18 protein-coding genes are annotated in these 21,983 nt (G+C 71.9%); 14 read left to right on the plus strand and 4 right to left on the minus strand.

Features of this window, described 5'->3' with window-relative positions; all coding sequences use genetic code 11:
* On the minus strand, window positions 1-798 hold a 798-nt coding region (locus ACWD26_RS34350; protein WP_451275948.1), incomplete at its 3' end, for a hypothetical protein.
* Between the two features lie 203 nt (window positions 799-1,001).
* Here ACWD26_RS34350 and argH point away from each other — a divergent pair.
* From argH to ACWD26_RS34370, 4 genes are all read left to right on the plus strand, one after another.
* Window positions 1,002-2,432, plus strand: a complete 1,431-nt coding sequence (argH, locus tag ACWD26_RS34355) for an argininosuccinate lyase (RefSeq protein WP_451275950.1) — start codon at window positions 1,002-1,004, stop codon at window positions 2,430-2,432.
* Between the two features lie 252 nt (window positions 2,433-2,684).
* Window positions 2,685-3,656 (plus strand): aldo/keto reductase, encoded by a 972-nt coding sequence (locus ACWD26_RS34360; protein ID WP_451275952.1) that lies wholly within the window; start codon window positions 2,685-2,687, stop codon window positions 3,654-3,656.
* A gap of 81 nt (window positions 3,657-3,737) precedes the next feature.
* On the plus strand, window positions 3,738-4,367 hold the full coding sequence (locus ACWD26_RS34365; RefSeq protein ID WP_451275954.1) for a TetR/AcrR family transcriptional regulator: 630 nt from the start codon (window positions 3,738-3,740) through the stop codon (window positions 4,365-4,367).
* On the plus strand, window positions 4,364-5,887 hold the full coding sequence (locus ACWD26_RS34370) for an MFS transporter (RefSeq protein WP_451275955.1): 1,524 nt from the start codon (window positions 4,364-4,366) through the stop codon (window positions 5,885-5,887). The genes ACWD26_RS34365 and ACWD26_RS34370 overlap by 4 nt, the downstream gene beginning before the upstream one ends.
* A 119-nt stretch (window positions 5,888-6,006) precedes the next feature.
* On the opposite strand, the gene ACWD26_RS34375 is transcribed toward ACWD26_RS34370, so the two are convergent.
* Window positions 6,007-6,681, minus strand: coding sequence for a lysophospholipid acyltransferase family protein (locus ACWD26_RS34375; protein WP_451275957.1), 675 nt, complete (start codon window positions 6,679-6,681; stop codon window positions 6,007-6,009).
* A gap of 330 nt (window positions 6,682-7,011) precedes the next feature.
* On the opposite strand from ACWD26_RS34375, the gene ACWD26_RS34380 reads away from it, so the two are divergent.
* From ACWD26_RS34380 to ACWD26_RS34390, 3 genes are all read left to right on the plus strand, one after another.
* Window positions 7,012-8,202, plus strand: a complete 1,191-nt coding sequence (locus ACWD26_RS34380; protein WP_451275959.1) for a glycerophosphodiester phosphodiesterase — start codon at window positions 7,012-7,014, stop codon at window positions 8,200-8,202.
* Between the two features lie 138 nt (window positions 8,203-8,340).
* Entirely contained in the window at window positions 8,341-8,847 is a 507-nt protein-coding gene (locus ACWD26_RS34385) for an RNA polymerase sigma factor (protein ID WP_451275961.1), read from the plus strand.
* Window positions 8,848-8,892: 45 nt separating this feature from the next.
* Window positions 8,893-9,390 (plus strand): GNAT family N-acetyltransferase, encoded by a 498-nt coding sequence (locus ACWD26_RS34390; protein WP_451275963.1) that lies wholly within the window; start codon window positions 8,893-8,895, stop codon window positions 9,388-9,390.
* 73 nt (window positions 9,391-9,463) lie between these two features.
* On the opposite strand, the gene ACWD26_RS34395 is transcribed toward ACWD26_RS34390, so the two are convergent.
* On the minus strand, window positions 9,464-9,922 hold the full coding sequence (locus ACWD26_RS34395) for a hypothetical protein (protein ID WP_451275965.1): 459 nt from the start codon (window positions 9,920-9,922) through the stop codon (window positions 9,464-9,466).
* Window positions 9,903-10,262 carry a hypothetical protein gene (locus ACWD26_RS34400; protein ID WP_451275967.1) on the minus strand — a complete coding sequence of 120 codons (360 nt, stop codon included), beginning with the start codon at window positions 10,260-10,262 and terminating at the stop codon, window positions 9,903-9,905. Before ACWD26_RS34400 ends, ACWD26_RS34395 begins: the two co-directional genes overlap by 20 nt.
* A 452-nt stretch (window positions 10,263-10,714) precedes the next feature.
* Between ACWD26_RS34400 and ACWD26_RS34405 the strand changes: the two genes are divergently transcribed.
* The 7 genes from ACWD26_RS34405 to cobA all read left to right on the plus strand — a co-directional run bounded on the left by ACWD26_RS34405 (window position 10,715) and on the right by cobA (window position 21,954).
* Window positions 10,715-11,758, plus strand: coding sequence for a methionine ABC transporter ATP-binding protein (locus ACWD26_RS34405; RefSeq protein WP_451275969.1), 1,044 nt, complete (start codon window positions 10,715-10,717; stop codon window positions 11,756-11,758).
* Window positions 11,755-12,486: a methionine ABC transporter permease gene (locus ACWD26_RS34410; protein ID WP_451275971.1), complete on the plus strand. Its 732-nt coding sequence runs from the start codon at window positions 11,755-11,757 to the stop codon at window positions 12,484-12,486. Before ACWD26_RS34405 ends, ACWD26_RS34410 begins: the two co-directional genes overlap by 4 nt.
* Before the next feature lie 94 nt (window positions 12,487-12,580).
* Window positions 12,581-13,411, plus strand: a complete 831-nt coding sequence (locus tag ACWD26_RS34415; protein ID WP_451275973.1) for a MetQ/NlpA family ABC transporter substrate-binding protein — start codon at window positions 12,581-12,583, stop codon at window positions 13,409-13,411.
* Between the two features lie 182 nt (window positions 13,412-13,593).
* Window positions 13,594-14,232 carry a GNAT family N-acetyltransferase gene (locus ACWD26_RS34420; RefSeq protein WP_451275975.1) on the plus strand — a complete coding sequence of 213 codons (639 nt, stop codon included), beginning with the start codon at window positions 13,594-13,596 and terminating at the stop codon, window positions 14,230-14,232.
* Between the two features lie 126 nt (window positions 14,233-14,358).
* Window positions 14,359-15,570, plus strand: coding sequence for a precorrin-6y C5,15-methyltransferase (decarboxylating) subunit CbiE (gene cbiE / locus ACWD26_RS34425; RefSeq protein WP_451275977.1), 1,212 nt, complete (start codon window positions 14,359-14,361; stop codon window positions 15,568-15,570).
* A 346-nt stretch (window positions 15,571-15,916) separates the two neighbouring features.
* The gene (cobT, locus tag ACWD26_RS34430) at window positions 15,917-20,455 is read left to right on the plus strand and encodes a nicotinate-nucleotide--dimethylbenzimidazole phosphoribosyltransferase (RefSeq protein ID WP_451275978.1); all 4,539 of its coding nucleotides are present in this window, start codon (window positions 15,917-15,919) and stop codon (window positions 20,453-20,455) included.
* Window positions 20,456-20,721: 266 nt separating this feature from the next.
* Entirely contained in the window at window positions 20,722-21,954 is a 1,233-nt protein-coding gene (gene cobA / locus ACWD26_RS34435) for a uroporphyrinogen-III C-methyltransferase (RefSeq protein ID WP_451275980.1), read from the plus strand.
* Window positions 21,955-21,983: the final 29 nt, after the last annotated feature.

A 21,983-nucleotide genomic window follows, 5' to 3' on the forward strand; every position in this document is an offset into this window, starting at 1 on the left:
CTCGATGCGGTTGAGTGCGGCGACGCGCTTGTCCTCCAGCGGGCCGAGGATGGCGTTCTGGACGAAGTTCGGGCCGCCCTGGCCGACGGTGTCGATGAGGCGCTGGTTGGCTTCCTGGATCTGCGTGTCGAGCTGGGCGAGGTTGCGGTCGACCTCGGCCTGCGCGGAGGCGGGGATGGCCGGGAGTTCGCCCTCGACCTCGGGGCAGGTGATGGTGCCCGCGGCACCGGCGTTGCCCGCGTCGGCGGCACCCTCGCCGGCACCGGCCTCGGCACCCGCGCCCGCCTCGGCGCCCGCACCGGCCTCGGCTCCGGCATCCTGGCCGGCCTCGGCCTCCTCACCGGCGCCCGCGGCACCACCCTGGTTCAGCTGGCAGGGCGCGAGGGCTTCGAGGCCTTCGGGCTTGGCGGCGGCGCGGCCGATGGCGGTCTCGATGCGGTTGAGTGCGGCGACGCGCTTGTCCTCCAGCGGGCCGAGGATGGCGTTCTGGACGAAGTTCGGGCCGCCCTGGCCGACGGTGTCGATCAGGCGCTGGTTGGCTTCCTGGATCTGGGTCTGCAGCTGGGCGAGGTTGCTGTCCACCTCGGCCTGCGCGGAGGCCGGGATCGCCGGGAGGCTGCCCTCGACGGCCGGGCAGGTGATGGTGCCGGGGGAGGCGTTCCCCGCGGCGTCCTCGTTGTTGGCACCCTCGCCGGCGAGGGCGGAACCCGCGATGACCGCTCCGGAGAGCACGACCGCGGCGGCGCCGCCGATGATCCCTACGCGACGCTTGTTGTACTTCGGAAGAGCCCTGGACATGCGGATGCCTCACTCGGGTCGGGTGTGGTCGGTGTTTACGAACGCGGCGCCTGCGTCCGGTGTGAGTTACGTGAAAGCGGTTTCGTTTGTTCAAACGTTTCTCGGCGTCTCTCGAACTTCTCCCAGATTGACGATTCATGCAGAGTTCTGCATACTCATGCATGGCAGTGAACGCAGTAAGCGGAGATCTAGGAGCAACGCGAGTGAGCAGCAACAGCGGTGACGTACGGCTCTGGGGCGGCCGTTTCGCCGACGGTCCCGCCGAGGCCCTGGCGAAGCTGTCCGCGTCCGTCCACTTCGACTGGCGGCTGGCCCCGTACGACATCGCGGGCTCCCGTGCCCACGCGCGCGTCCTCCACAAGGCGGGCCTGCTCACGGACGACGAGCTGACGGACATGCTGGCCGGCCTGGACCAGCTGGAGGCGGACGTCGCGGACGGCTCCTTCGTCGGCACCATCGCCGACGAGGACGTGCACACCGCCCTGGAGCGCGGCCTGCTCGAGCGCCTCGGCCCCGACCTGGGCGGCAAGCTGCGCGCCGGCCGGTCCCGCAACGACCAGGTCGCGACCCTCTTCCGGATGTACCTGCGCGACCACGCCCGCACGATCGGCGGTCTCATCGCCGAGCTCCAGGACGCGCTGATCGGTCTCGCGGAGGCCCATCCGGACGTGGCGATGCCCGGCCGCACCCACCTCCAGCACGCCCAGCCGGTCCTCTTCGCCCACCATGTCCTCGCTCATGTGCAGTCCCTGTCCCGGGACGCGGAGCGCCTGCGTCAGTGGGACGAGCGCACAGCGGTCTCCCCGTACGGCTCGGGCGCCCTCGCGGGCAGCAGCCTCGGCCTGGACCCGGAGGCGGTCGCGAAGGACCTCGGCTTCGAGCACGGCAGCTCCGCGAACTCCATCGACGGCACGGCGTCCCGTGACTTCGTCGCCGAGTTCGCCTTCATCGCCGCGATGATCGGCGTGAACCTCTCCCGGATCGCCGAGGAGGTCATCATCTGGAACACGAAGGAGTTCTCCTTCGTGACCCTCCACGACGCGTTCTCGACGGGCTCGTCGATCATGCCGCAGAAGAAGAACCCGGACATCGCGGAGCTGGCCCGGGGCAAGTCCGGCCGCCTGATCGGCAACCTGACGGGCCTCATGGCCACCCTCAAGGCCCTGCCCCTCGCGTACAACCGCGACCTCCAGGAGGACAAGGAGCCGGTCTTCGACTCCATCGACCAGCTGGAGGTCCTCCTCCCCGCCTTCACCGGCATGATGGCCACCCTCACCGTCCACCGCGAGCGCATGGAGGAACTGGCGCCGGCCGGCTTCTCCCTCGCCACCGACGTCGCCGAGTGGCTCGTCAAGCAGGGCGTCCCCTTCCGCGTCGCCCACGAGGTCGCCGGCGAGTGCGTCAAGGCCGCCGAGGCCGAGAACAAGGAACTGAACGACCTCACGGACGACCAGTTCGCCAAGATCTCGACCCACCTCACCCCCGAGGTCCGCTCCGTCCTCAACGTCCCCGGCGCGCTGGCGTCCCGCAACGGCCGAGGGGGCACGGCCCCGAGCGCGGTGGCGGTCCAACTGGCGGACATCAAGCGCGATGTGGCGGCCCAGCACACGTGGGCGACAGCCAAGAGGAGCTGACCACACACGCGCCCCGAAAGGGGCGCGGGCAACTGCGCGACCAGCCCCCACCGAACCCGCACACGGGGGTCATAGGGGCGCAGCCCCTGAAGGGCGGGACGGGACGGGACGGGACGGGACGGGACGGGTAGGGGCGGCGGGGGCGAAAAACTCCCCGAAGCCCCCACCCCCCGCCCCACACCGCACCACGAAGGTCATCACGGGTTACGTTGGCTCAGGAACCGCAAGGAGCCGACCCGAACGGAGCCCGCGATGCCCTTCGCCCGACTGGCCGCAGCGACCACCCCCACCTGCCACATCGGCTTCGGTCTGGCCGCGGTCGCCCGCCCCGGCTACATCAACCTCGGCCGCGACGACGACCTCGGCGAGGACCGCAGCGTCGAAACCCTCCGCGCCCGCACCCACGAACTCCTCGACGCCGCCTACGCCCAGGGTGTCCGCTACTTCGACGCGGCCCGCTCCTACGGCCTTTCGGAGGAGTTCCTGGCCGCCTGGCTGGCCACCCGCCCCGACATCGACGACATCGTCATCGGCAGCAAGTGGGGCTACACCTACACCGCCGACTGGACCACCGACGCCGAGAAGCACGAGGTCAAGGACCACAGCGTCCAGACGTACGAACGGCAGCGCGCCGAGAGCGCCGACCTGCTCGGCGACCGCCTCGACCTCTACCAGATCCACTCGGTGACCCCGGACAGCCCAGCCCTCACCGACAAGGAACTCCACGCCAGGCTGGCGGAGGCCGTCGCCCAGGGCGTCACCGTCGGCTTCTCCACCAGCGGCCCGGCGCAGGCGGACGCCATCCGCGCCGCGCTCGCCGTGACCGTCGACGGTGAGCCCCTCTTCCGTACCGTCCAGTCGACGTACAACGCCCTGGAGACCTCCGCCGCCGCCGCACTCGCCGAGGCGCACGACGCCGGACTGACGGTGATCGTCAAGGAGGGCATGGCCAACGGCCGCCTCGCGGCTCCGCACGCCCCCGACCCGCTCAGGGCCGTCGCCGAGGAGACGGGCCTCGGCTGCGACGCGGTCGCTCTCGCCCTCGTCCTGCGGCAGCCGTGGGCCGGCGTCGTCCTCTCCGGCGCCGCCACCGTCAACCAACTCGCCTCCAACCTGCACGCGGCGGTCGTCGACCTCGACGACGACCAGCTGACCCGCCTCGCGGACCTCGTCGAGGACCCGCGGACGTACTGGGAGAAGCGCGGCAGCCTGCCCTGGCACTGAAAGGCGCCGGTGAGTGACCAGCCATGAGACGCCTATGCTCTCTATGAGACAGCAATGTCTCACGTGCGCTATGGTTGTCTCATGGCTGTCGATCGTGAGCATGTGCTGCGCAGCGCAGCCGCCCTGCTGACCCGTAAATCCACCGCGACCATGGACGAGGTCGCCAAGGCCGCCGGGATCAGCCGTGCCACGCTGCACCGCCACTTCGCCGGGCGCGACGCGCTCGTACGGGCGCTGGAGGCGCTCGGCATCGCGGAGTGCGAGGCGGCGCTGGACGCTGCCCGTCTGGCCGACGGCCCGGCGCGCGAGGCCGTACGACGGCTCGTGCGCGAGATCGAACCGGCCGCGGGCCTCCTCGCCTTCCTCTACACCGAGAACCAGCTGTTCGAGGGGGAGGGGCAGAACGAGGGCTGGACCCGGATCGACGACCGCGTCGCGACGCTCTTCAGGCGGGGCCAGGCGGCCGGCGAGTTCCGTATCGACCTCACCCCGGCCTGGCTCACCGAGGCGCTGTACGGCCTGCTGGCCTCCGGCGCCTGGGCGGTCTCGGAAGGCCGCGTGGCCTCCAAGGACTTCACCTTCATGATCGTCGAGCTGCTGCTCGGCGGCGCGCTGCGTCATCCCGAACACGCGCCACGTCATCCCGGACCCACGCCAGACCATCCCGGACACACGCCAGACCATCCCGAACGACCGAGAGAGGAATCATGACCAGCACCCTGCGGCCGGCCCGCGCGGCGGAGACGGAGAAGAGGCCGGGCCGCTGGCTCGCGCTCTCCGTCCTGGTGCTCGCCGTGCTGCTGGTGGCCGTCGACGCGACCGTCCTCGGCCTGGCGACCCCCTACATCAGCGAGGACCTGAAGCCCTCGGGCACCCAGCTCCTCTGGATCGGCGACGTCTACTCGTTCGTCATCGCGGGTCTGCTCGTCTCCGCCGGCAGCCTCGGCGACCGCGTCGGCCGCAAGAGGCTGCTGCTGATGGGCGCCACGGCGTTCGGCGCGATATCCGTGCTCAACGCGTACGCGACGACACCCGAGACGATGATCGTCGCCCGGGCGCTGCTCGGTGTCGCCGGCGCGACCCTGATGCCCGCCACCCTCGCCCTGATCCGCAACCTCTTCCACGACCCGCGCGAACGCAGCCTCGCCATCGGCATCTGGGGCGCCACCGCCTCCGCGGGCACGGCGGTCGGCCCGGTCGTCGGCGGCTTCCTGCTCGAACACTTCTGGTGGGGCTCGGTCTTCCTGATCAACCTGCCCGTGATGGCCGTCCTGGTCCTCGTCGGGATCAAGCTGCTGCCCGAATCACGCCACCCGAACCCGGGCCCCTGGGACCTGCCCAGCGTCGGCCTGTCGCTCGTAGGCATGATCGGTGTCGTCTACGCGGTGAAGGAGACCGCGGCCCACGGCCTCGACGGCAACGCACTCGCCGCCGGCCTCCTGGGTACCGCCGCACTGTTCGTCTTCGTACGCCGTCAGCTCACCCTGCCGCACCCGCTGCTGGACATGCGGCTGTTCCGCAACCGGGGCTTCTCCGGAGCGGTCCTCGCCGACCTGCTGACCATCCTCGGCCTGTCCGGCCTGGTCTTCTTCCTGTCGCAGTTCCTGCAACTCGTGCAGGGCAGGCGCCCGTTGGAGGCGGGCCTCGCCGAACTCCCGGCAGCCGTGGGCGCGGTGGTCGCCGGCCTGATCGCCGGAGCCGCCGCCCGCCGCCTCTCCGTCCGCTCCGTGGTGGCGGGCGGCCTCGCGGCCATCGGCGTGGCCCTGGGCCTGCTCACCCTGGTCGACCAGTCCACCGGCTACCCCCTGATCGGCGCCGCCCTGCTGATCGTCGGCATCGGCGCGGGCTTCTCCTTCACCGTCACCGCCGACGTCATCCTCTCCAGCGTTCCCAAGGAACAGGCCGGCGCGGCCTCAGCGGTCTCCGAAACGGCCTACGAACTGGGCGCCGCCCTCGGCATCGCGGTCCTGGGCTCGATCGTGACGGGTGTGTACCGCGACTTCACAGCCCCCGCGGGCACACCGTCCGGCGCCCACGAGTCCCTGGGCGGCGCGGTGGAGGCGGCGGCGACCATGCCGCCGGACGCGGGTCAGGCCCTGCTCGCGTCGGCCCGCGATTCCTTCGTCGACGGTCTGACGATCGCCGCCGGTGCGGGAGCGGCGGTCCTGCTGGCAACGGCGGCAGCGGCATGGTTCATGCTCCGCGGCCAACGGCTCGACAGCCGCCCTTGAGGGGCGCGGGGCTGTATCGATCTGCGGCTCCGCCGCGTGGGCGCGACAAGCCCCCACCGACCCGCACCCGACAAGCAACCGAAGTCCCCGGCACCCCCAAGCGGAGCGGCCCCGCGGAGCTACGCCGCTTCCTTGGCCTTGGACGCATACATGTCCACGTACTCCTGCCCCGACAACCGCATGACCTCGGCCATCACGGAATCGGTCACCGCCCGCAGCACATACCGGTCCCGGTCCATCCCCTCGTACCGGGAGAACTCCATCGCCTCACCGAAACGCACCGTCACCCGGTGCGGCCGGGGCAGCCCCGCACCCCCCGGCTGGATCTTGTCCGTCCCGATCATCGCGAAGGGAACGACCGGCGCCCCGGTCATCAACGTCAGCCGGGCGATCCCCGTACGCCCCCGGTACAGCCGCCCGTCGGGCGAACGCGTCCCCTCGGGGTAGATACCGAACACCTTGCCCTCGTCCAGCACCCGCCGTCCGGTCATCAGCGCGGCGACACCGCCCCGGCCGCCGTCGCGGTCGACGGGGATCATGCCGACCCCGGTGAAGAACCAGGCCATCAGACGGCCCTTGACGCCCTTTCCGGTGACGTACTCGTCCTTGCCGATGAAGAAGACCTGACGGTCGCAGACCAGCGGCAGGATCATCGAGTCGATGAAGGTCAGATGGTTGCCGGCGAGGATCACCGGACCGTCCCCCGGGATGTGCTCCGCGCCTTCCACCCGGGGGCGGAACATCAGGCGCATGATCGGTCCGAGCACTGCCTTGATGAGCACGAAGCGGGACAACTGGCCCTCCCATGTCAAGCGTTCCGGTACAAGTCTGTGCAGGTGAGGACGATACTCCCGGCCCACAGGGCGGCGCACATCGGGTTCACCGAGTGGATACCTACTGTTGACACACCTTTACCTGCGGTGACGCGCTGATGGCGGGTTGTCACCCGCTGCGACATGTGACGGACATCGCGTCGCCGAACAGATACTCCATCAACTTCTGCCTCCGGTGCGACATAAGGCGTCTTCCGCGTGTTCGGTCCCAGGTCTCCCGGCGGTCACCTCGGGACACCTACGATCGTCCCGCTTTGACAGGTGCGGGGCATCACGGTGGAGGAGCCGGTCATGGGGACGCAGGAGTCGCGGCAGTCGCAGGACTCGCAGGAGCAGGGACGCGCAACGGGCCGACGGGCGCTGCTCGGTGCCGCGGTGCTCGGCGCGGGCGGAGCGGTCCTCGGACTGCCGGGCGCGGCGAGAGCCGACGAGGCGAAGACGTACGGCAATTCGGGTGACGGCTTCCGGAGCCTGCCCGTTCCGACGGTCATCGCGCACCGCGGCGCCAGCGGCTACCGCCCGGAGCACACGCTCGGCTCGTACCAGCTCGCCCTCGACATGGGCGCGCACGTCATCGAGCAGGACCTCGTGCCCACCAAGGACGGCCATCTCGTATGCCGTCACGAGAACGACATCACCGGCACGACCGACGTCGCGGCCCATCCCGAGTTCGCGTCCCGGAAGACCACGAAGGTCGTCGACGGCGTCTCCTACACCGGCTGGTTCACCGAGGACTTCACCCTCGCCGAGCTGAAGACCCTGCGCGCCAAGGAGCGCATCCCGGGCAACCGCCAGGAGAACACGCTCTACGACGGCCGCTGGGAGGTGCCCTCCTTCGAGGAGGTGCTGCGCTGGGCCGACAGGGAGGGCAAGAAGCGGGGCCGGCGCATCTGGCTGCACGTCGAGACCAAGCACCCCACCTACTTCCGCAAGCTCGGCCTGGGCCTCGAGGAGCCGCTCGCCAAGCTGCTGCGCAAGTACAACCGCCACAGGAAGAACTCGCCCGTCTTCCTGCAGTCCTTCGAGCCGAGCAGCATCCAGCGCCTGAACCGCCTGGTCGACAGCCCCCTCGTCGTCCTGCTGTCGGGCGCCGCCACCCGCCCCTGGGACTTCGTCGAGGCCGGCGACCCGCGCACCGTCGCCGACCTGGTCAAGCCGGCCGGGCTCGCCTGGATGGCCACGTACGCCAACGGCATCGGCCCCACGCTCGACCTGATCATCCCGCGCGACTCCGGCGGCAGGCTCACCACGCCGACCACCCTCGTCGCCGACGCGCACGCCAAGGGCCTGATCCTGCACCCCTACACGATGCGCAACGAGAACACCTTCCTGCCCGCCGACTTCCGCAAGGGCACGGACCCCAACGCCTACGGCGACGCCTTCGCCGCGTTCAAGGTGTACTTCGACACCGGCATCGACGGCATCTTCACCGACAACCCGGACACGGGCCTGCTGGCCCACGCGGACTTCGTCAACGACTGAGACGGCCCGACCGTCGGGGGGACCGTGAGCACCGCGACCACGGCCCCGCGCGTCAACGGCCGAGCCCCGTCGCCCCGTTTGGGGTGACTCCCGTCCGCCCCGGCAACCCCTTGCCGGGGCGGCGGCGTCCCGGGGCATATGACCCACGACATGCTCGCCACCCTCCGCCCCCTGCTGGTCGCGGAGGTGTCGGCCGAGGCGTACGCGGCCGGTACCGACACGGGGGACCTGGAACAGGCGGTCTGGCTGCGCCTGCTGGAACGGCTCGACGCCGACGGCCCGCCCGCAGATCCCGAGAGCTGGCTGCGCAGCGCCGTCCGCTTCGAGGCCCGCCTCAGCCGACGCGCGGCCCGGACCGAACGCCCGTACGTCGACGAGCCCGTCGACGACCACGCGCCGGGTCCCGAACAGCAGGCCCTCACGGCCGCCCGCCGCCGCGCGCTCTACGCGGCCGTCCGCCGGCTCCCCGGCCGCTGCCCCCGTCTGCTCGCGGCTCTGCTGTCCCCGCAGGACCTCACATATCGCGAGATCGCGGGCGAGTTGGGTATCTCACAGGGCAGTCTCGGCCCGGAACGTTCCAGATGTCTGGGATGTCTTCGGCGATTGCTGACCGCGGAGGTTGCGGCGCGCGAACCGCGGGGATAGGAGTGAAGGACATCGGGTGAGCAGGTGAGCGGGAGGCGTGCACACATGGGCATGAGCGTGACCATCTCGGTGGCGACCGAGCAGGACGCCGAGCAGATCTTCAGGCTGCAGTACCTGTGCTTCCAGAGCGAGGCGGCACTGTACGGCAACTACCGCATCGATCCGCTCGTCCAGAGCCTCGACTCCGTCCGCGAAGAGGTCGCCTCGGACTGTGTGTTCGTGGCCCGGCTGGGCGACGAAGTGGTCGGCTCCGTGCGCGGCGCCCTCGACGACGACGGCACCGCCTCCATCGGCAAGCTCTGCGTCCACCCGCGCCTCCAGGGCCACGGCATCGGCGCGAGGCTGCTCCGCGCCGCCGAGTCGGCCCTCGCCGAGGAGCGCGGCGCCACCAAGTTCCGCCTCAGCGCGGGCCACCGCAGCGAGGGCAACCTGCGGCTGTACCGCCGGGTGGGGTACGAGACGGTCGGCACCAGTCAGGGTCAGGACGGTGTGCCGATGGTGGTGCTGGAGAAGCCGGCGGGGGCGTACGCGACGACGGCTTGACAGGGGCGCCCCTGAAAGGGGGCGCGGGGACTGCGCGACCAGCCACGACGAGCCCGCAGCCGCCTGACGGTCCTCAGGCGGCCTCCCCCCGTCGCGCACTCTTCCGCAGCCAGTACATCGCGGTGACCGGAAGAATCACGGGAATGAACAGGTACCCGATCCCGTAGTCCGACCACACCGTCTTGTCCGGGAACGCCGACGGCTCCACCAGCGTCCACGTACCCACGATCAGCACGCCCGCCAGTTCCACCGCACAACAGATCCGCGCCGCCTTCCGGGCGAACTCCCCGCCCCGCACCAGCGAGTACGTGATGAAGCCGTACACGACACCCGCCACCGCCGACAGCGAATAGGCGAGCGGCGCGTGCTCGAACTCGGTCGAGATCTGCACGACGGAACGCGACACCGCCCCGACGACCATCACGCCGTACAGCCACACCAGCAGCATCCCCGGGCCGCTGATGAGCCGCGCCCGCTTGGTCTCCCGCTGTGCGCGATCCGTGGCGGACACGTCAGCCTCCCCAGATGTCATAGAGCCGCACCTGCAGGACGGCGAGCACCACACCACCCGCCGCGACGGTCACGCTGCCCCAGCGCGTGCGCTCCGCCAGCGACATGAACCCGGTCACCGGGACACAGGCGAACGCCCCGAGGAGGTAGGAGACGAAGATCGTGGTCCCCTGCTCCGGCTGCTGCCCGCGCGCCAACTGCGCGATCCCGACGACCAGTTGGACGAGAGCCAGCACCGACACCACAGCCATGCCGATGAAGTGCCAGTCCTTGGTCGGCTGATCGCGGTAGGCGGCCCAGCCGCACCAGGCGGCGAGCAGGAGCGCGGCGACGGCGGTCGTCACCGTCAGGGCAACAAGCATGCCGCGACCCTATTACGGCTCAAAAGCCCCGCCGCGCCCGGCCCCGGGCCCGGAAACCCGCGGGCGGCCCATCGTGGCCTCGGCCACAGTGGTGGGTGGCCACATGGCGGACAGCATCGGTCCGCACCTGCGGAAATGCCCGCCCGACCGTCCGCTATACGGACAGCCCTCGCTCGCCTGCGCCATACATCTGCTTTACTGATCTCATGACCACGACGAGCTACCGCACCCTTGCGACCGAGGCGACCATGACGCCCGGTGCTCGTTGTATGTGTCGAATGTGCGCCTTCTAGAGGGCCCCGTACGCCGTTCCGCGTAGCGGACCGAGCTTCCCCGCGCACATGTTCTCCCCCGGTTCCCTCGCCACCGCGAGAACCGTGTCGCGTCCCTGACCGCTTGCACCTCTGCCCGGGCACACCCACGCCCGCGCACTCGACAGTGACGGAAACCCAGTGATCACCACATCGGGCCTGACCAAGGTCTACCGCGGTCGTGGCCGCGAGACCATCGCACTCGACGGCGTCGATCTGCACGTACGCGAGGGTGAGGTGTACGGCGTGATCGGCCAGTCCGGCGCCGGCAAGTCCTCGCTCATCCGCTGCGTCAACCTCCTCGAACGCCCCACCTCCGGAACCGTGACCGTGGCGGGCCAGGACCTGACCGCCCTGGCCGGTCAAGGCCCCCGCGCCGGCCGGGAACTCCGCCGCGCGCGCAGCCGTATCGGCATGGTCTTCCAGCACTTCAACCTGCTGTCCTCCCGCACGGTCCAGGACAACGTCGAGCTGCCGCTCGAGATCCTCGGCACGTCGGGCAAGGAGCGCTCCCGCAAGGCGCTGGAGCTGCTCGACCTCGTCGGTCTGGCCGACAAGGCGAAGGCCTATCCGGCCCAGCTCTCCGGAGGCCAGAAGCAGCGCGTCGGCATCGCCCGCGCGCTGGCCGGCGACCCGAAGGTGCTCCTCTCCGACGAGGCCACCAGCGCCCTCGACCCGGAGACCACCCGCTCGATCCTCCAACTGCTGCGCGACCTGAACCGGCAGCTGGGCCTGACCGTCCTGCTCATCACGCACGAGATGGACGTCGTCAAGACGATCTGCGACTCGGCCGCCCTCATGGACAAGGGCCGTGTCGTCGAGTCCGGCACGGTCAGCGAACTGCTCGCCACCCCCGGCTCCGAACTGGCCTCCGCCCTCTTCCCGGTGGGCGGCGAGGCCTCCGGCGCCGACCGCACCGTCCTCGACGTCACCTTCCAGGGCGAGGCGGCCACCCAGCCGGTCATCTCGCAGCTGTCCCGCACGTACAACATCGACATCTCGATCCTCGGCGCCGCCATCGACACCGTCGGCGGCCTCCAGATCGGCCGGATGCGCATCGAACTGCCCGGCCGCTACGAGGAGAACGTGGTCCCCGTCGGCTTCCTGCGCGAACAGGGCCTGCGGATCGACGTGGTCGACCCGGACGCCCAGACGTCCACGCCGGTGAAGGAAGGCGCCAAGTGACCTGGACCGAGACGCGCCCGCTGCTGGAGCAGGCCTGTTGGGACACCCTCTACATGGTCGGCTGGTCCACCCTCATCGCCGTCGCGGGTGGCCTCCCGCTCGGCATCCTGCTCGTCCTCACGGACCGGGGCGGCCTGCTGCAGAACGTCCTCGCCAACAAGGTCATCGGGCAGATCGTGAACATCGCCCGCTCGATGCCCTTCATCATCCTGATGGTCGCGCTGATGGAGTTCACCCGCTGGGTCACCGGCTCGACCATCGGCCGCGAGGCCGCGATCGTGCCGCTCGCCATCGGCGCGATCCCGTTCTTCGCACGCCTCGTCGAGACGGCCGTCCGCGAAGTGGACCACGGGCTCGTCGAGGCCGTGCAGGCCATGGGCGGCAACACCTGGACCGTCGTCCGCAAGGTCCTCGTCCCGGAGTCCCTGCCCTCGCTGATCTCCTCCGCCACCACGACGATCGTCGCCCTCATCGGCTACTCGGCCATGGCCGGCACCGTCGGCGCCGGCGGCCTCGGCGACATCGCCATCCGGTACGGCTACCAGCGCTTCGAGACCGAACTGATGTGGATCACCGTGGCGGTCCTCGCGGTCGTCATCTCCGTCATCCAGTTCGCCGGCGACTACGCCGCCCGCGCCCTGCACCGGCGCGGCGGCCGCTCCGGAGCCGCACCGAGGCTCCGACTCCTGAAGGCCGGGCCCACCGTGCCCGAGGTCACCAAGGCCTAGCCGTACCCGAGGCCCAGCCCGTCTCGGAGGCACCCCAAGGTCTCCCGTCCCACCCAAGACGGGATCGCTCCACCCAAAAGGAAAGGCACTTTTCGTGCGTAACACCGCCAAGCTCACCACCGCCGCACTGGCCGCAGGAGCCCTCACCCTCGGGCTCACCGCCTGCGACGCGGGCCAGGACTCCGCCTCCGACACGAGCGGCCCGCTGGTCGTCGCCGCCAGCCCGACCCCGCACGCCGAGATCCTCACCTATGTGAAGGACAACCTGGCGAAGGACGCGGGCCTCGACCTGGAGGTCAAGGAGTTCACCGACTACCTCACGCCGAACACGGCGACCGAGGACGGGTCCGTGGACGCCAACTACTTCCAGAACCAGCCGTACCTGGACGACTTCAACAAGAAGCGGGGCACCCACATCGTCCCCGTCGTCACGGTCCACCTGGAGCCGCTCGGCCTCTACTCGAACAAGGTCAAGAGCGCCGACGCCCTCAAGAGCGGCGCCACCGTCGCCATCCCCAACGACACCGTCAACGAGGCACGTGCCCTCAAGCTCCTCGACGCGAACGGGATCATCACGCTCAAGGACGGCGTGGGCACCGAGGCGACCCCCGCGGACATCACCGACAACCCGAAGAAGCTCGAGTTCAAGGAGTTGGAGGCCGCCCAGACCGCGCGCTCCCTGGACGACGTCGACGCCGCGGTGATCAACGGCAACTACGCCCTGGAGTCCGACCTCTCACCCGCCGACGACGCTCTCGCCGTCGAGCCCGCCAAGGACAACCCGAACGGCAACTTCCTCGCCGTCAAGGAGGGGCACGAGGACGACCCGCGCGTCGAGAAGCTCGCCAAGCTGCTCACCTCCGCCGAGGTCAGGAAGTTCATCGAGGACAAGTGGAGCAACGGCTCCGTCCTCCCGTCCTTCTGACCGTCCTTCTGGCCGCCCTTCCGACCGGCCTTCGCGGCCGACGGCACGTATACGGCGTATCGCCACGCACGGGGTCCACTCGCTCACCGCGGGTGGGCCCCGTGGTGCGATTCAGTGCTTTCATGCTGCATGCTGGGCAGTTCAGCAGGCCCTCACAGCTTTCGAAGGTTACGGAGCGGCGCATGACGAACACCTTCCCCGACATCTCCATCAGCACGGAGCGGTTGGTTCTGCGCCCGTTCGACGAGGACGACATCCAGGCGCTCACCGAGATGATGAACGACGAGCAGGTGATGGCCTGGACGGACGTCCCGCAGCCCTTCACCGAACGCGGGGCGCGTACCTGGATCACGGAGTACGCGCCCACCGAACGCACCTCGGGACGCGGCATCGACCTCGCCGTCACCGAGTTCCTCACCCAGCGCCTGGTCGGCGTCATCCAGCTGACCAGGACGAACTGGCACGTACGGTCCACGGAACTGTCATACGTCGTCGCCCCCTGGGCGCGCGGCGAGGGTTACGCCTCCGAAGCCGCCCTCGCGACCGCCCAATGGCTGTTCCGCGAGCAGAAGTTCGAGCGCATCGAACTGCGCACCGCCGCCGACAACACCGCCTCCCAGCAGGTCGCGCAGAAGATCGGCTGTATCAGCGAGGGCGTGCTGCGCAACGCCTGCATAGCCCGGACCCGCACCGCCGAGGACAGCTGGACCGAGGTCCGCACCGACTTCATCGTCTGGAGCCTCCTGCCGGAGGACATCGAGGGCGTCAGCGAGGAACTGGCCGACAGTGGTGGTTTCGGCTCCTACTCGGACTGGAACTGAACAACCCACGGGCACGCGCACGGCCGCCGCCCGGCCGCCGGGGCCCTCCGCGTCACCAGGTACTCTCACGGGACCCCGAGCGGGCAATCCCGACGACCTGCGAAGACCCTCTGGAGACTGACGACGATGGCCGACCGGGTCACGGTGATCGGCTGGGACGGCTCCCCCCTGACCGCCGCGGCGCGCTCCGCCCTCGCCGCCGCCACACTGGTCGCCGGCGCGGCCCACCATCTGGCGCTGCCCGAAGTGCCCCCGGCCGCCGAACGCATCCGGCTCGGCAGCGTCGCCCTCGCCGCCCGCCGCATCGCCGCCCACCGAGGCACCGCCGTCGTCTTCGCCGACGGCGACCCGGGCTTCTTCGGAGTCGTCCGCACCCTCAGGTCCCCCGAGTTCGGCCTGGAGGTCGAGGTCGTCCCCGGCGTCTCCGCCGTGGCCGCCGCCTTCGCCCGCGCGGGCATGCCCTGGGACGACGCACAGGTGGTCGTCGCCAACGGCCGTACGCTGCGCCGCGCGGTGAACGTCTGCCGCGCCCACACCAAGGTCGCCGTCCTCACCTCACCCGGCGCCGGACCCGCCGAACTCGGCCTCCTCCTCGACGGAGTTCACCGCACCTTCGTCATCTGCGAGGAACTCGGCACCGCACGCGAACGCGTCACCGTCGTCACCTCCGACAAGGCCGTCGACCACACCTGGCGCGACCCCAACCTCGTCATCGTCATCGGCGGTCCCGTCACCGCGGGCGAGGGCGGCGGCTGGCTCGCCGGCCGCGCCCCCGGCACCGGACCGCGCGGCTGGGCCCTGCCCTCCGACGTCTACGGCGGCGCCATGGGCGAGGGCGAGGCCGAACTGCTGCGCTCCTCCCAACTCGCCCTCCTGGGACCACGCGTGGGCGACCTGGTGTGGGACATCGGCTCCGGCAGCGGCGCCTTCGCCACCGAGGCCGCCCGCTGCGGCGCCGCCGTCATCGCCGTCGACCGCGACCCCGAGGCCTGCGGCCGTACGACCTTCGCCGCCCGCCGCTTCGGCGTCCAGCTCCAAGTGGTGCACGGCGCCGCCCCGCACATCCTGGAGAACCTGCCCGAACCCGACGTCGTACGCGTCGGCGGCGGGGGAGCGGCGGTGGTCTCCGCCGTCGCCGACCGCCGCCCGCAGCGCATCGTCACCCACGCCCTGACCCGCCCCGCCGCCGAGCGCGTCGGACGGGACCTGACCGAGCACGGATACGAGGTCAAGTGCGACTTCGTGCAGTCCGTCGAACTCGATACAAGGGTGTGGACGGAGCGGGAACGAAGTGTCGCCTTCCTGCTCAGCGGGACCTTGCCCGAACGTTCCCTGTGATCCGGTTGTCGTACCGGCGCGGTAGGCTGGCCGACCGTCGTACCGCATGTGGACACCCGGCACTTCGTCGGTCAATGTCCTAAAAACGCGCCCGATTTGAGGGTGTGTGTGGTACGGCGGAACGGGGAGGACGCGCAACGTGGCGCAGTCCACAGCGGACCGTCGCGGATCAAGCTGTCGCGACGGGGGGACGACCGCGACAATGGCCATTCAATGGCTTTGTCGACATGCAGGCGGGTCGTCACGTGCCGCTGGGCACGCACGCTCGTTCTCCACAGTGGGGCGGTAGGTGCGCCGTCCCGGGCCAGCTGGCATGGAGGCACTAACCGATGGGCGAGGGGTACGCATGACCGACACCGGCCAGGTCCCGGGCGAGGGACAGCCGGAGAGCGCAGGCACGGTGGAGCAGCCGGGCGTCCCTGCGCCGGGTGCGTACACCTACCTCTCCGAGACCGCCGCCGAGGACGAAGACCTTCTGCTTCCGGGCGCCCAGGGCGCGTGGGGCAACGAAATGCCGCCGCCCGCCCCCGAGCCCGTCGTCCAGGTCGTCCACGAGCCGGGCCCGCACGAGATGTCCGGCCGGGACAGCGGCTCGCACGACCTCAGCGCCGTCCGCACTCCCGTGGCGACCCCCGTCCCGCAGCCGCCGGTGGCCCGCCGCCCGCTGCACCTCGGCCCGCCCACCCCCGACGCCTCCGCCAGCCCGGTCCGCTCTCTCGCCGACCGCGGTCCGGCGGGCGCTCCCGTCCCGCCCAGCGCCGCACGCCCGTCCGGCCCGCCCACCACCGGGCCCGAGTACCTCGACGTGCCCCCGCAGCCCGTGTCGCAGTGGGTCGGCGCACCGGCTCAGACCGCGCCCGCACCGGCAGTGGCCGCCGAGGGCACGGCTGCAGAAACGGTCGTTCCGCAGGAGGAGCAGGTTTCCGTGGCCGTCGCGGAGGCGTCCCTCGCAGCGGAGGCTCCGCAGGTCGCGGCACCGGAGGAGATCCAGGACCTGGAGGCCCTCCACCAGGCCCAGGATGCCGCCTACGCCCTGGCCCAGGAAGCGGCGGCCGCCCAGTTCCGGAGCCCGGAAGCCGTGGGGACCCCGATCGCCGCCCAGCTGCAGACCCCGGAGGCGGCCGAGGCCCCGGCCGCCGTCGAGCCTGAGGCCCCGGAGGCAGCCGAGGCTCCCGCCGTCGAGCAGGCCGAGGCTCCGGGGGCCGCTGAGACTCCGGCTGCCGTAGAGGCCGAGGCTCCGGAGGCGGTCGAAGCGCCGGTTCAGGCCCCGGCGGAGGCGCAGGTGTCGGGCGATGCGCAGGCTGCTGTCCAGACACAGGCTCCGGAGACGGCTGAAGCCCCGGACCCGGACCAGACCCCGGCCCCGGAGGCGGCTGCGGAGCCCCCCGCGACGCCCGAGCCCGCCGAGGTCGCGGCCGTCGTGGAGGCCGCGCAGGCTCCGCAGACCGAGACACCGCAGGACCCCGAGCCCGTGGAAACGACACCCGACGCGCAAGCTCCTGAGGTGCAGGCCCCCGTGGTGCGGGCCCCCGAGGCGCAGGCCCCCGGGGAGGTCGCGCCCGGCGCCCCGGCCGCGCAGGTGCCGGACGCGACGCCCTTCCCTCCGGCCGCCCAGGGCCCCGAGCCGGTCCCGGCCCAGGTGGTCGCCGAGGCCCAGGAGGGCCCCCAGGTACCGCAGGAGCCCGAGCAGGGCGCGGAGCCCGCCGACGCGTCCGTACCGGCCCAGACCGTCGAGGCCGACGTGCCGCCCCCGGCCGCCGAGCCGGGCACGCTGCCGCAGACCGGGACCGGGACCGGGACCGGGACCGAGACCGAGACCGTAGTGCCGGCGCAGGCCGAGGCGCCGTCCGCGGTGGAGGACGCCGAGCAGGTGGCCGCCGCCGCCGCCGAGGAGGCCGGGGCCGCCGCCGAGGAACAGTCGCCGACCGCTGTGACCGACGAGCAGGCTGCCACCGGCGTCACGGACCCCCAGCTCGCGACCGCCGCGCCGGCCGGCGAGAGCGTTGCCGCGTCCCCTGCCGAGCCGGCCGCCGACGCCGTACCGGACCCCCCGCAGGACACCGAGCCCGCGCAAGCCGCGCAGGAGTCGGCGGAGGCGCCGGTCGCCGAGGCACCGCAGCCGACGGAGGCCGGGCCGGGCGAGGCCCAGACGCCGGAGGCCCCGGTGGCGGAGGCCGCGCAGCCCGAGGCCGTCGCCGAGGAGGCCCAGCCCCTGGAGGCCGCCCAGCCGGAGCCGCAGTCCGCCGCCCAGGGCCCGCAGGTCACCGAGCCGGTCGCGCCCGCCGCTGACGCGACAAACCAGGAGCAGGACCAGGAGCAGGACCAGGCCGCGGGGGAGCAGGACACCGACCCCACCTCCCAGCCGGAGGGCGCACAGCCGCCCGTGGCCGAGGCCGGCGTCGAAGCCCAGGTCACCGAGGTGAACGCGGCGGACGAGCGGGCCGACAGCGCGGACACCGCCCAGGAGCCGACGCCCGCCGGCCAGCTGACCGGCGAGGCCTCGGCACCGGCGGCACCCGCCGATCCGGCAGCCGTGGACCCCGAGGCCGGGAACCCCGCAGCCGTGGCACCCCCCGTCACCGAGGCCCCGGCGCCCGTGCCCTCCCAGATCGACGCCCCTCAGGGTGCCGTCGTCCAGAGCCTGGCCGAGCCGTCCGCTGACGCCCCGCTCGCGGACGCACCCGAAGAGCCCCGGACCGAGCCCGAGGCCGAGACCGACCAGCCACTGGGCCAGTTCGTGCCCGTGGACGGCTCGGTCCCGACCGCCCCGCACGCCGCCCCCGCCCCGCCCCAGGGGATGACGGTGGCCGCGGACGATCAGCGGACCCCTGTCGCCGCCGAGTTCCCGGCGGCCGAAGGACAGGCAGAGGCCGCCGAGGAGGCACCGGAGCCGGAGGCGCCGGCCGAGCCCGTCGCCACCGTCCCCGCGCCCCGGGGCTCCGAGGCCGAGACGATCGTCGTACCGCGTCCGCCGGCGGCGGCCGACGCGGACCCCGAGGTCGTCCAGAACGCGGAGGACCTGGACACCAGGGCCGCCGATCAGGAAGACAGCGAAACAGCAGCGGTGGAAGCAGTAGCAGCAGCCGAAGAGAGCGCGGCCCCGGTGGAAGAAGCACCCGAAGACGTCCGGGACGAAGTACGGCGGCCCACGGGCCCGGCCGCGCCCCCCTACGACGACGCCGAGCGCGATGCCGTCCTCAAGGTCATGCGCGAGCGCCGTGACATCCGCAACGGCTTCCGCGGCGACCCGATCCCGCACGACGTGTTGCTCCGTGTCCTGGAGGCCGCCCACACGGCGCCCTCCGTCGGCCACTCGCAGCCCTGGGACTTCGTCGTCATCCGCTCGGCCGAGACCCGCCGCACGATGCACGAACTCGCCCAGCGCCAGCGCGAGGCGTACGCGAAGTCGCTGCCCAAGGGGCGGGCGAAGCAGTTCAAGGAACTGAAGATCGAGGCCATCCTCGACACCCCGGTGAACATCGTCGTCACCGCCGACCCGACCCGGGGCGGCCGCCACACCCTGGGCCGCCACACCCAGCCGCAGATGGCGCCGTATTCCTCCGCGCTCGCGGTCGAGAACCTCTGGCTCGCGGCCCGCGCCGAGGGCCTCGGCGTCGGCTGGGTCAGCTTCTTCGACGAGCGCGAGATGGTCCGCGCCCTCGGCCTGCCTGAGCACCTGGAGGTCGTGGCGTACCTGTGCGTCGGGTACGTCGACGAGTTCCCGGAGGAGCCCGAGCTGATGCAGGCGGGCTGGGCCAAGCGCCGCCCGCTGTCCTGGGTCGTCCACGAGGAGACGTACGGCCGCCGCGCCCTGCCCGGGGCCGAGCCGCACGACCTGCTGGCCGAGACCGTCGCCGGTATCCGCCCGCTGGACGCCAAGGCGCTCGGCGAGGCCTGGGAGCGCCAGAAGCGCATGACCAAGCCGGCCGGCGCGCTCGGCATGCTGGAGATCATCTCCGCCCAGCTGTCCGGGCTGTCCCGCCAGTGCCCGCCGCCGATCCCGGAGCCCGCGGCGGTCGCGATCTTCGCGGGTGACCACGGCGTCCACGCCCAGGGCGTCACCCCCTGGCCGCAGGAGGTGACGGCCCAGATGGTCGCCAACTTCCTCGGCGGGGGAGCGGTCTGCAACGCCTTCGCCACCCAGGTCGGCGCCGAGGTCTGCGTCGTGGACGTCGGCGTGGCCGCCGACCTCCCCGCGACCCCGGGTCTGCTGCCGCGCAAGGTCCGCGCCGGCACGTCCGACATGACCACCGGTCCTGCGATGACCCGCGAGGAGGCCAAGCAGGCCATCGAGGTGGGCATCGAGACGGCCCGCGACCTGGTGGCGGCCGGCAACAAGGCCCTCCTCACGGGCGAGATGGGCATCGCCAACACCACGGCGTCCGCCGCCCTGATCGCCGTGTTCACGGGCGCCGACCCCGCCGAGGTCACCGGCCGGGGCACCGGCATCAACGACGAGACCCTCGCCCGCAAGACGGAGGTCGTCCGCCGAGCCATCGAGCTCCACCAGCCGGACCCGGCCGACCCCATCGGCGTCCTGGCCGCGATCGGCGGCTTCGAACACGCCGCCATCGTCGGCCTCCTGCTGGGCGGCGCCTCCCTCCGTACGCCGGTCATCCTCGACGGCGTCAGCGCCGGCGCCGCCGCCCTGGTGGCCCGCGCCATCGCCCCCGAGGTCCTCGCCGCGTGCATCGCCGGGCACCGCAGCGCCGAGCCGGGCCACGTGGCAGCCCTCCAGAAGCTGGGCCTCCGTCCCCTGGTCGACCTCGACCTCCGCCTCGGCGAGGGCACCGGCGCCCTGCTCGCCCTCCCGGTCGTCCAGAGCGCGGCAAGAGCGATGCACGAGGTGGCGACGTTCGATTCGGCGGGGGTGACCGAGAAGTAGGCGAGGGGGCGCGGGGTGCCTGGTGACCCGGGCGCGGTTGTGGGCAGTCGTTCCGCAGGGACGACGGGGGCACCTCCCGCTCGAGCGAAGCCGAGAGTGGGGAGGGTGGGCACAACCGCCCACGGACGTTCAGTCGGCAACGGCGCTCAGCCACTGGACCAGCAAGCCGCCCATCCGACCCGCACTCTAGAATTCCGCACGTCAGAGGCGCTCCAGAGTCGCAGCGCACCTCACCCGCACAAAGCCCCGCAGGGAGCCGCACCCTCATGGCCGAACACCCCGCCTACCCCGTAGGCCTCCGCCTCACCGGCCGCCGAGTGGTCGTCATCGGCGGCGGCCAGGTCGCCCAACGCCGCCTCCCCGCCCTCATCGCGGCCGGCGCCGACATCCTCCTCGTCTCCCCGTCGGCCACCCCCTCCGTGGAGGCGATGGCCGACGCGGGCGAGCTGACCTGGGAGAAGCGCAGGTACGCGGAAGGCGACCTCGCCGAGGCCTGGTACGTCCTGATCGCCACCGGCGACCCGGAGGCGAACGCACGCGCGTCGGCCGAGGCGGAACGGCACCGCATCTGGTGCGTCCGCTCCGACAACGCCGAGGAGGCCACCGCCTGGACCCCGGCGACGGGCCACAGCGAGGGCGTCACGGTCGCCGTCCTCACGGCCAACGCCCAGGGGCGCGACCCCCGCCACACCGCCGCCATCCGCGACGCGGTCGTCGAGGGCCTGCGCGACGGCACCCTCGTCGCCCCCCACCACCGCACCCGCGCCCCCGGCGTCGCCCTCGTCGGCGGCGGCCCCGGCGACCCGGACCTGATCACCGTGCGCGGCCGCCGCCTCCTCGCCCAGGCCGACGTCGTCATCGCCGACCGCCTCGGCCCGCGCGACCTCCTCGCCGAACTCCCGCCGCACGTCGAGGTGATCGACGCGGCGAAGATCCCGTACGGCCGTTTCATGGCCCAGGAGGCGATCAACAACGCGCTGATCGAGCACGCGAAGCAGGGCAAGTCGGTCGTGCGACTCAAGGGCGGCGACCCGTATGTCTTCGGCCGTGGCATGGAGGAACTGCACGCGCTCGCCGAAGCCGGCATCCCCTGCACGGTCGTTCCCGGCATCTCCAGCTCGATCTCCGTTCCGAGCGCGGCCGGCATCCCGGTCACCCACCGGGGCGTCGCCCACGAGTTCACCGTGGTCAGCGGCCATGTGGCCCCCGACGACGAGCGCTCCCTGGTCGACTGGCCCGCCCTCGCCCGGCTGACCGGCACGCTCGTGATCCTCATGGGCGTCGACAAGATCGGCCGCATCGCCGAGACCCTGGTGGCGAACGGCAAGTCCCCCGACACCCCGCTCGCCCTGATCCAGGAGGGCACCACGGCGGCCCAGCGCCGGGTCGACGCCACCCTCGCCACGGTCGCCGACGTCGTGCGTACACAGGAGGTCAAGCCGCCGGCGGTCATCGTCATCGGCGACGTCGTGAAGGTGGGTCCCGGGGCGAACGCCTGATTCCGTTCGGGGGCGCCGGATCCCACACC

The sequence above is a fragment of the Streptomyces sp. NPDC002787 genome, assembly GCF_053592095.1.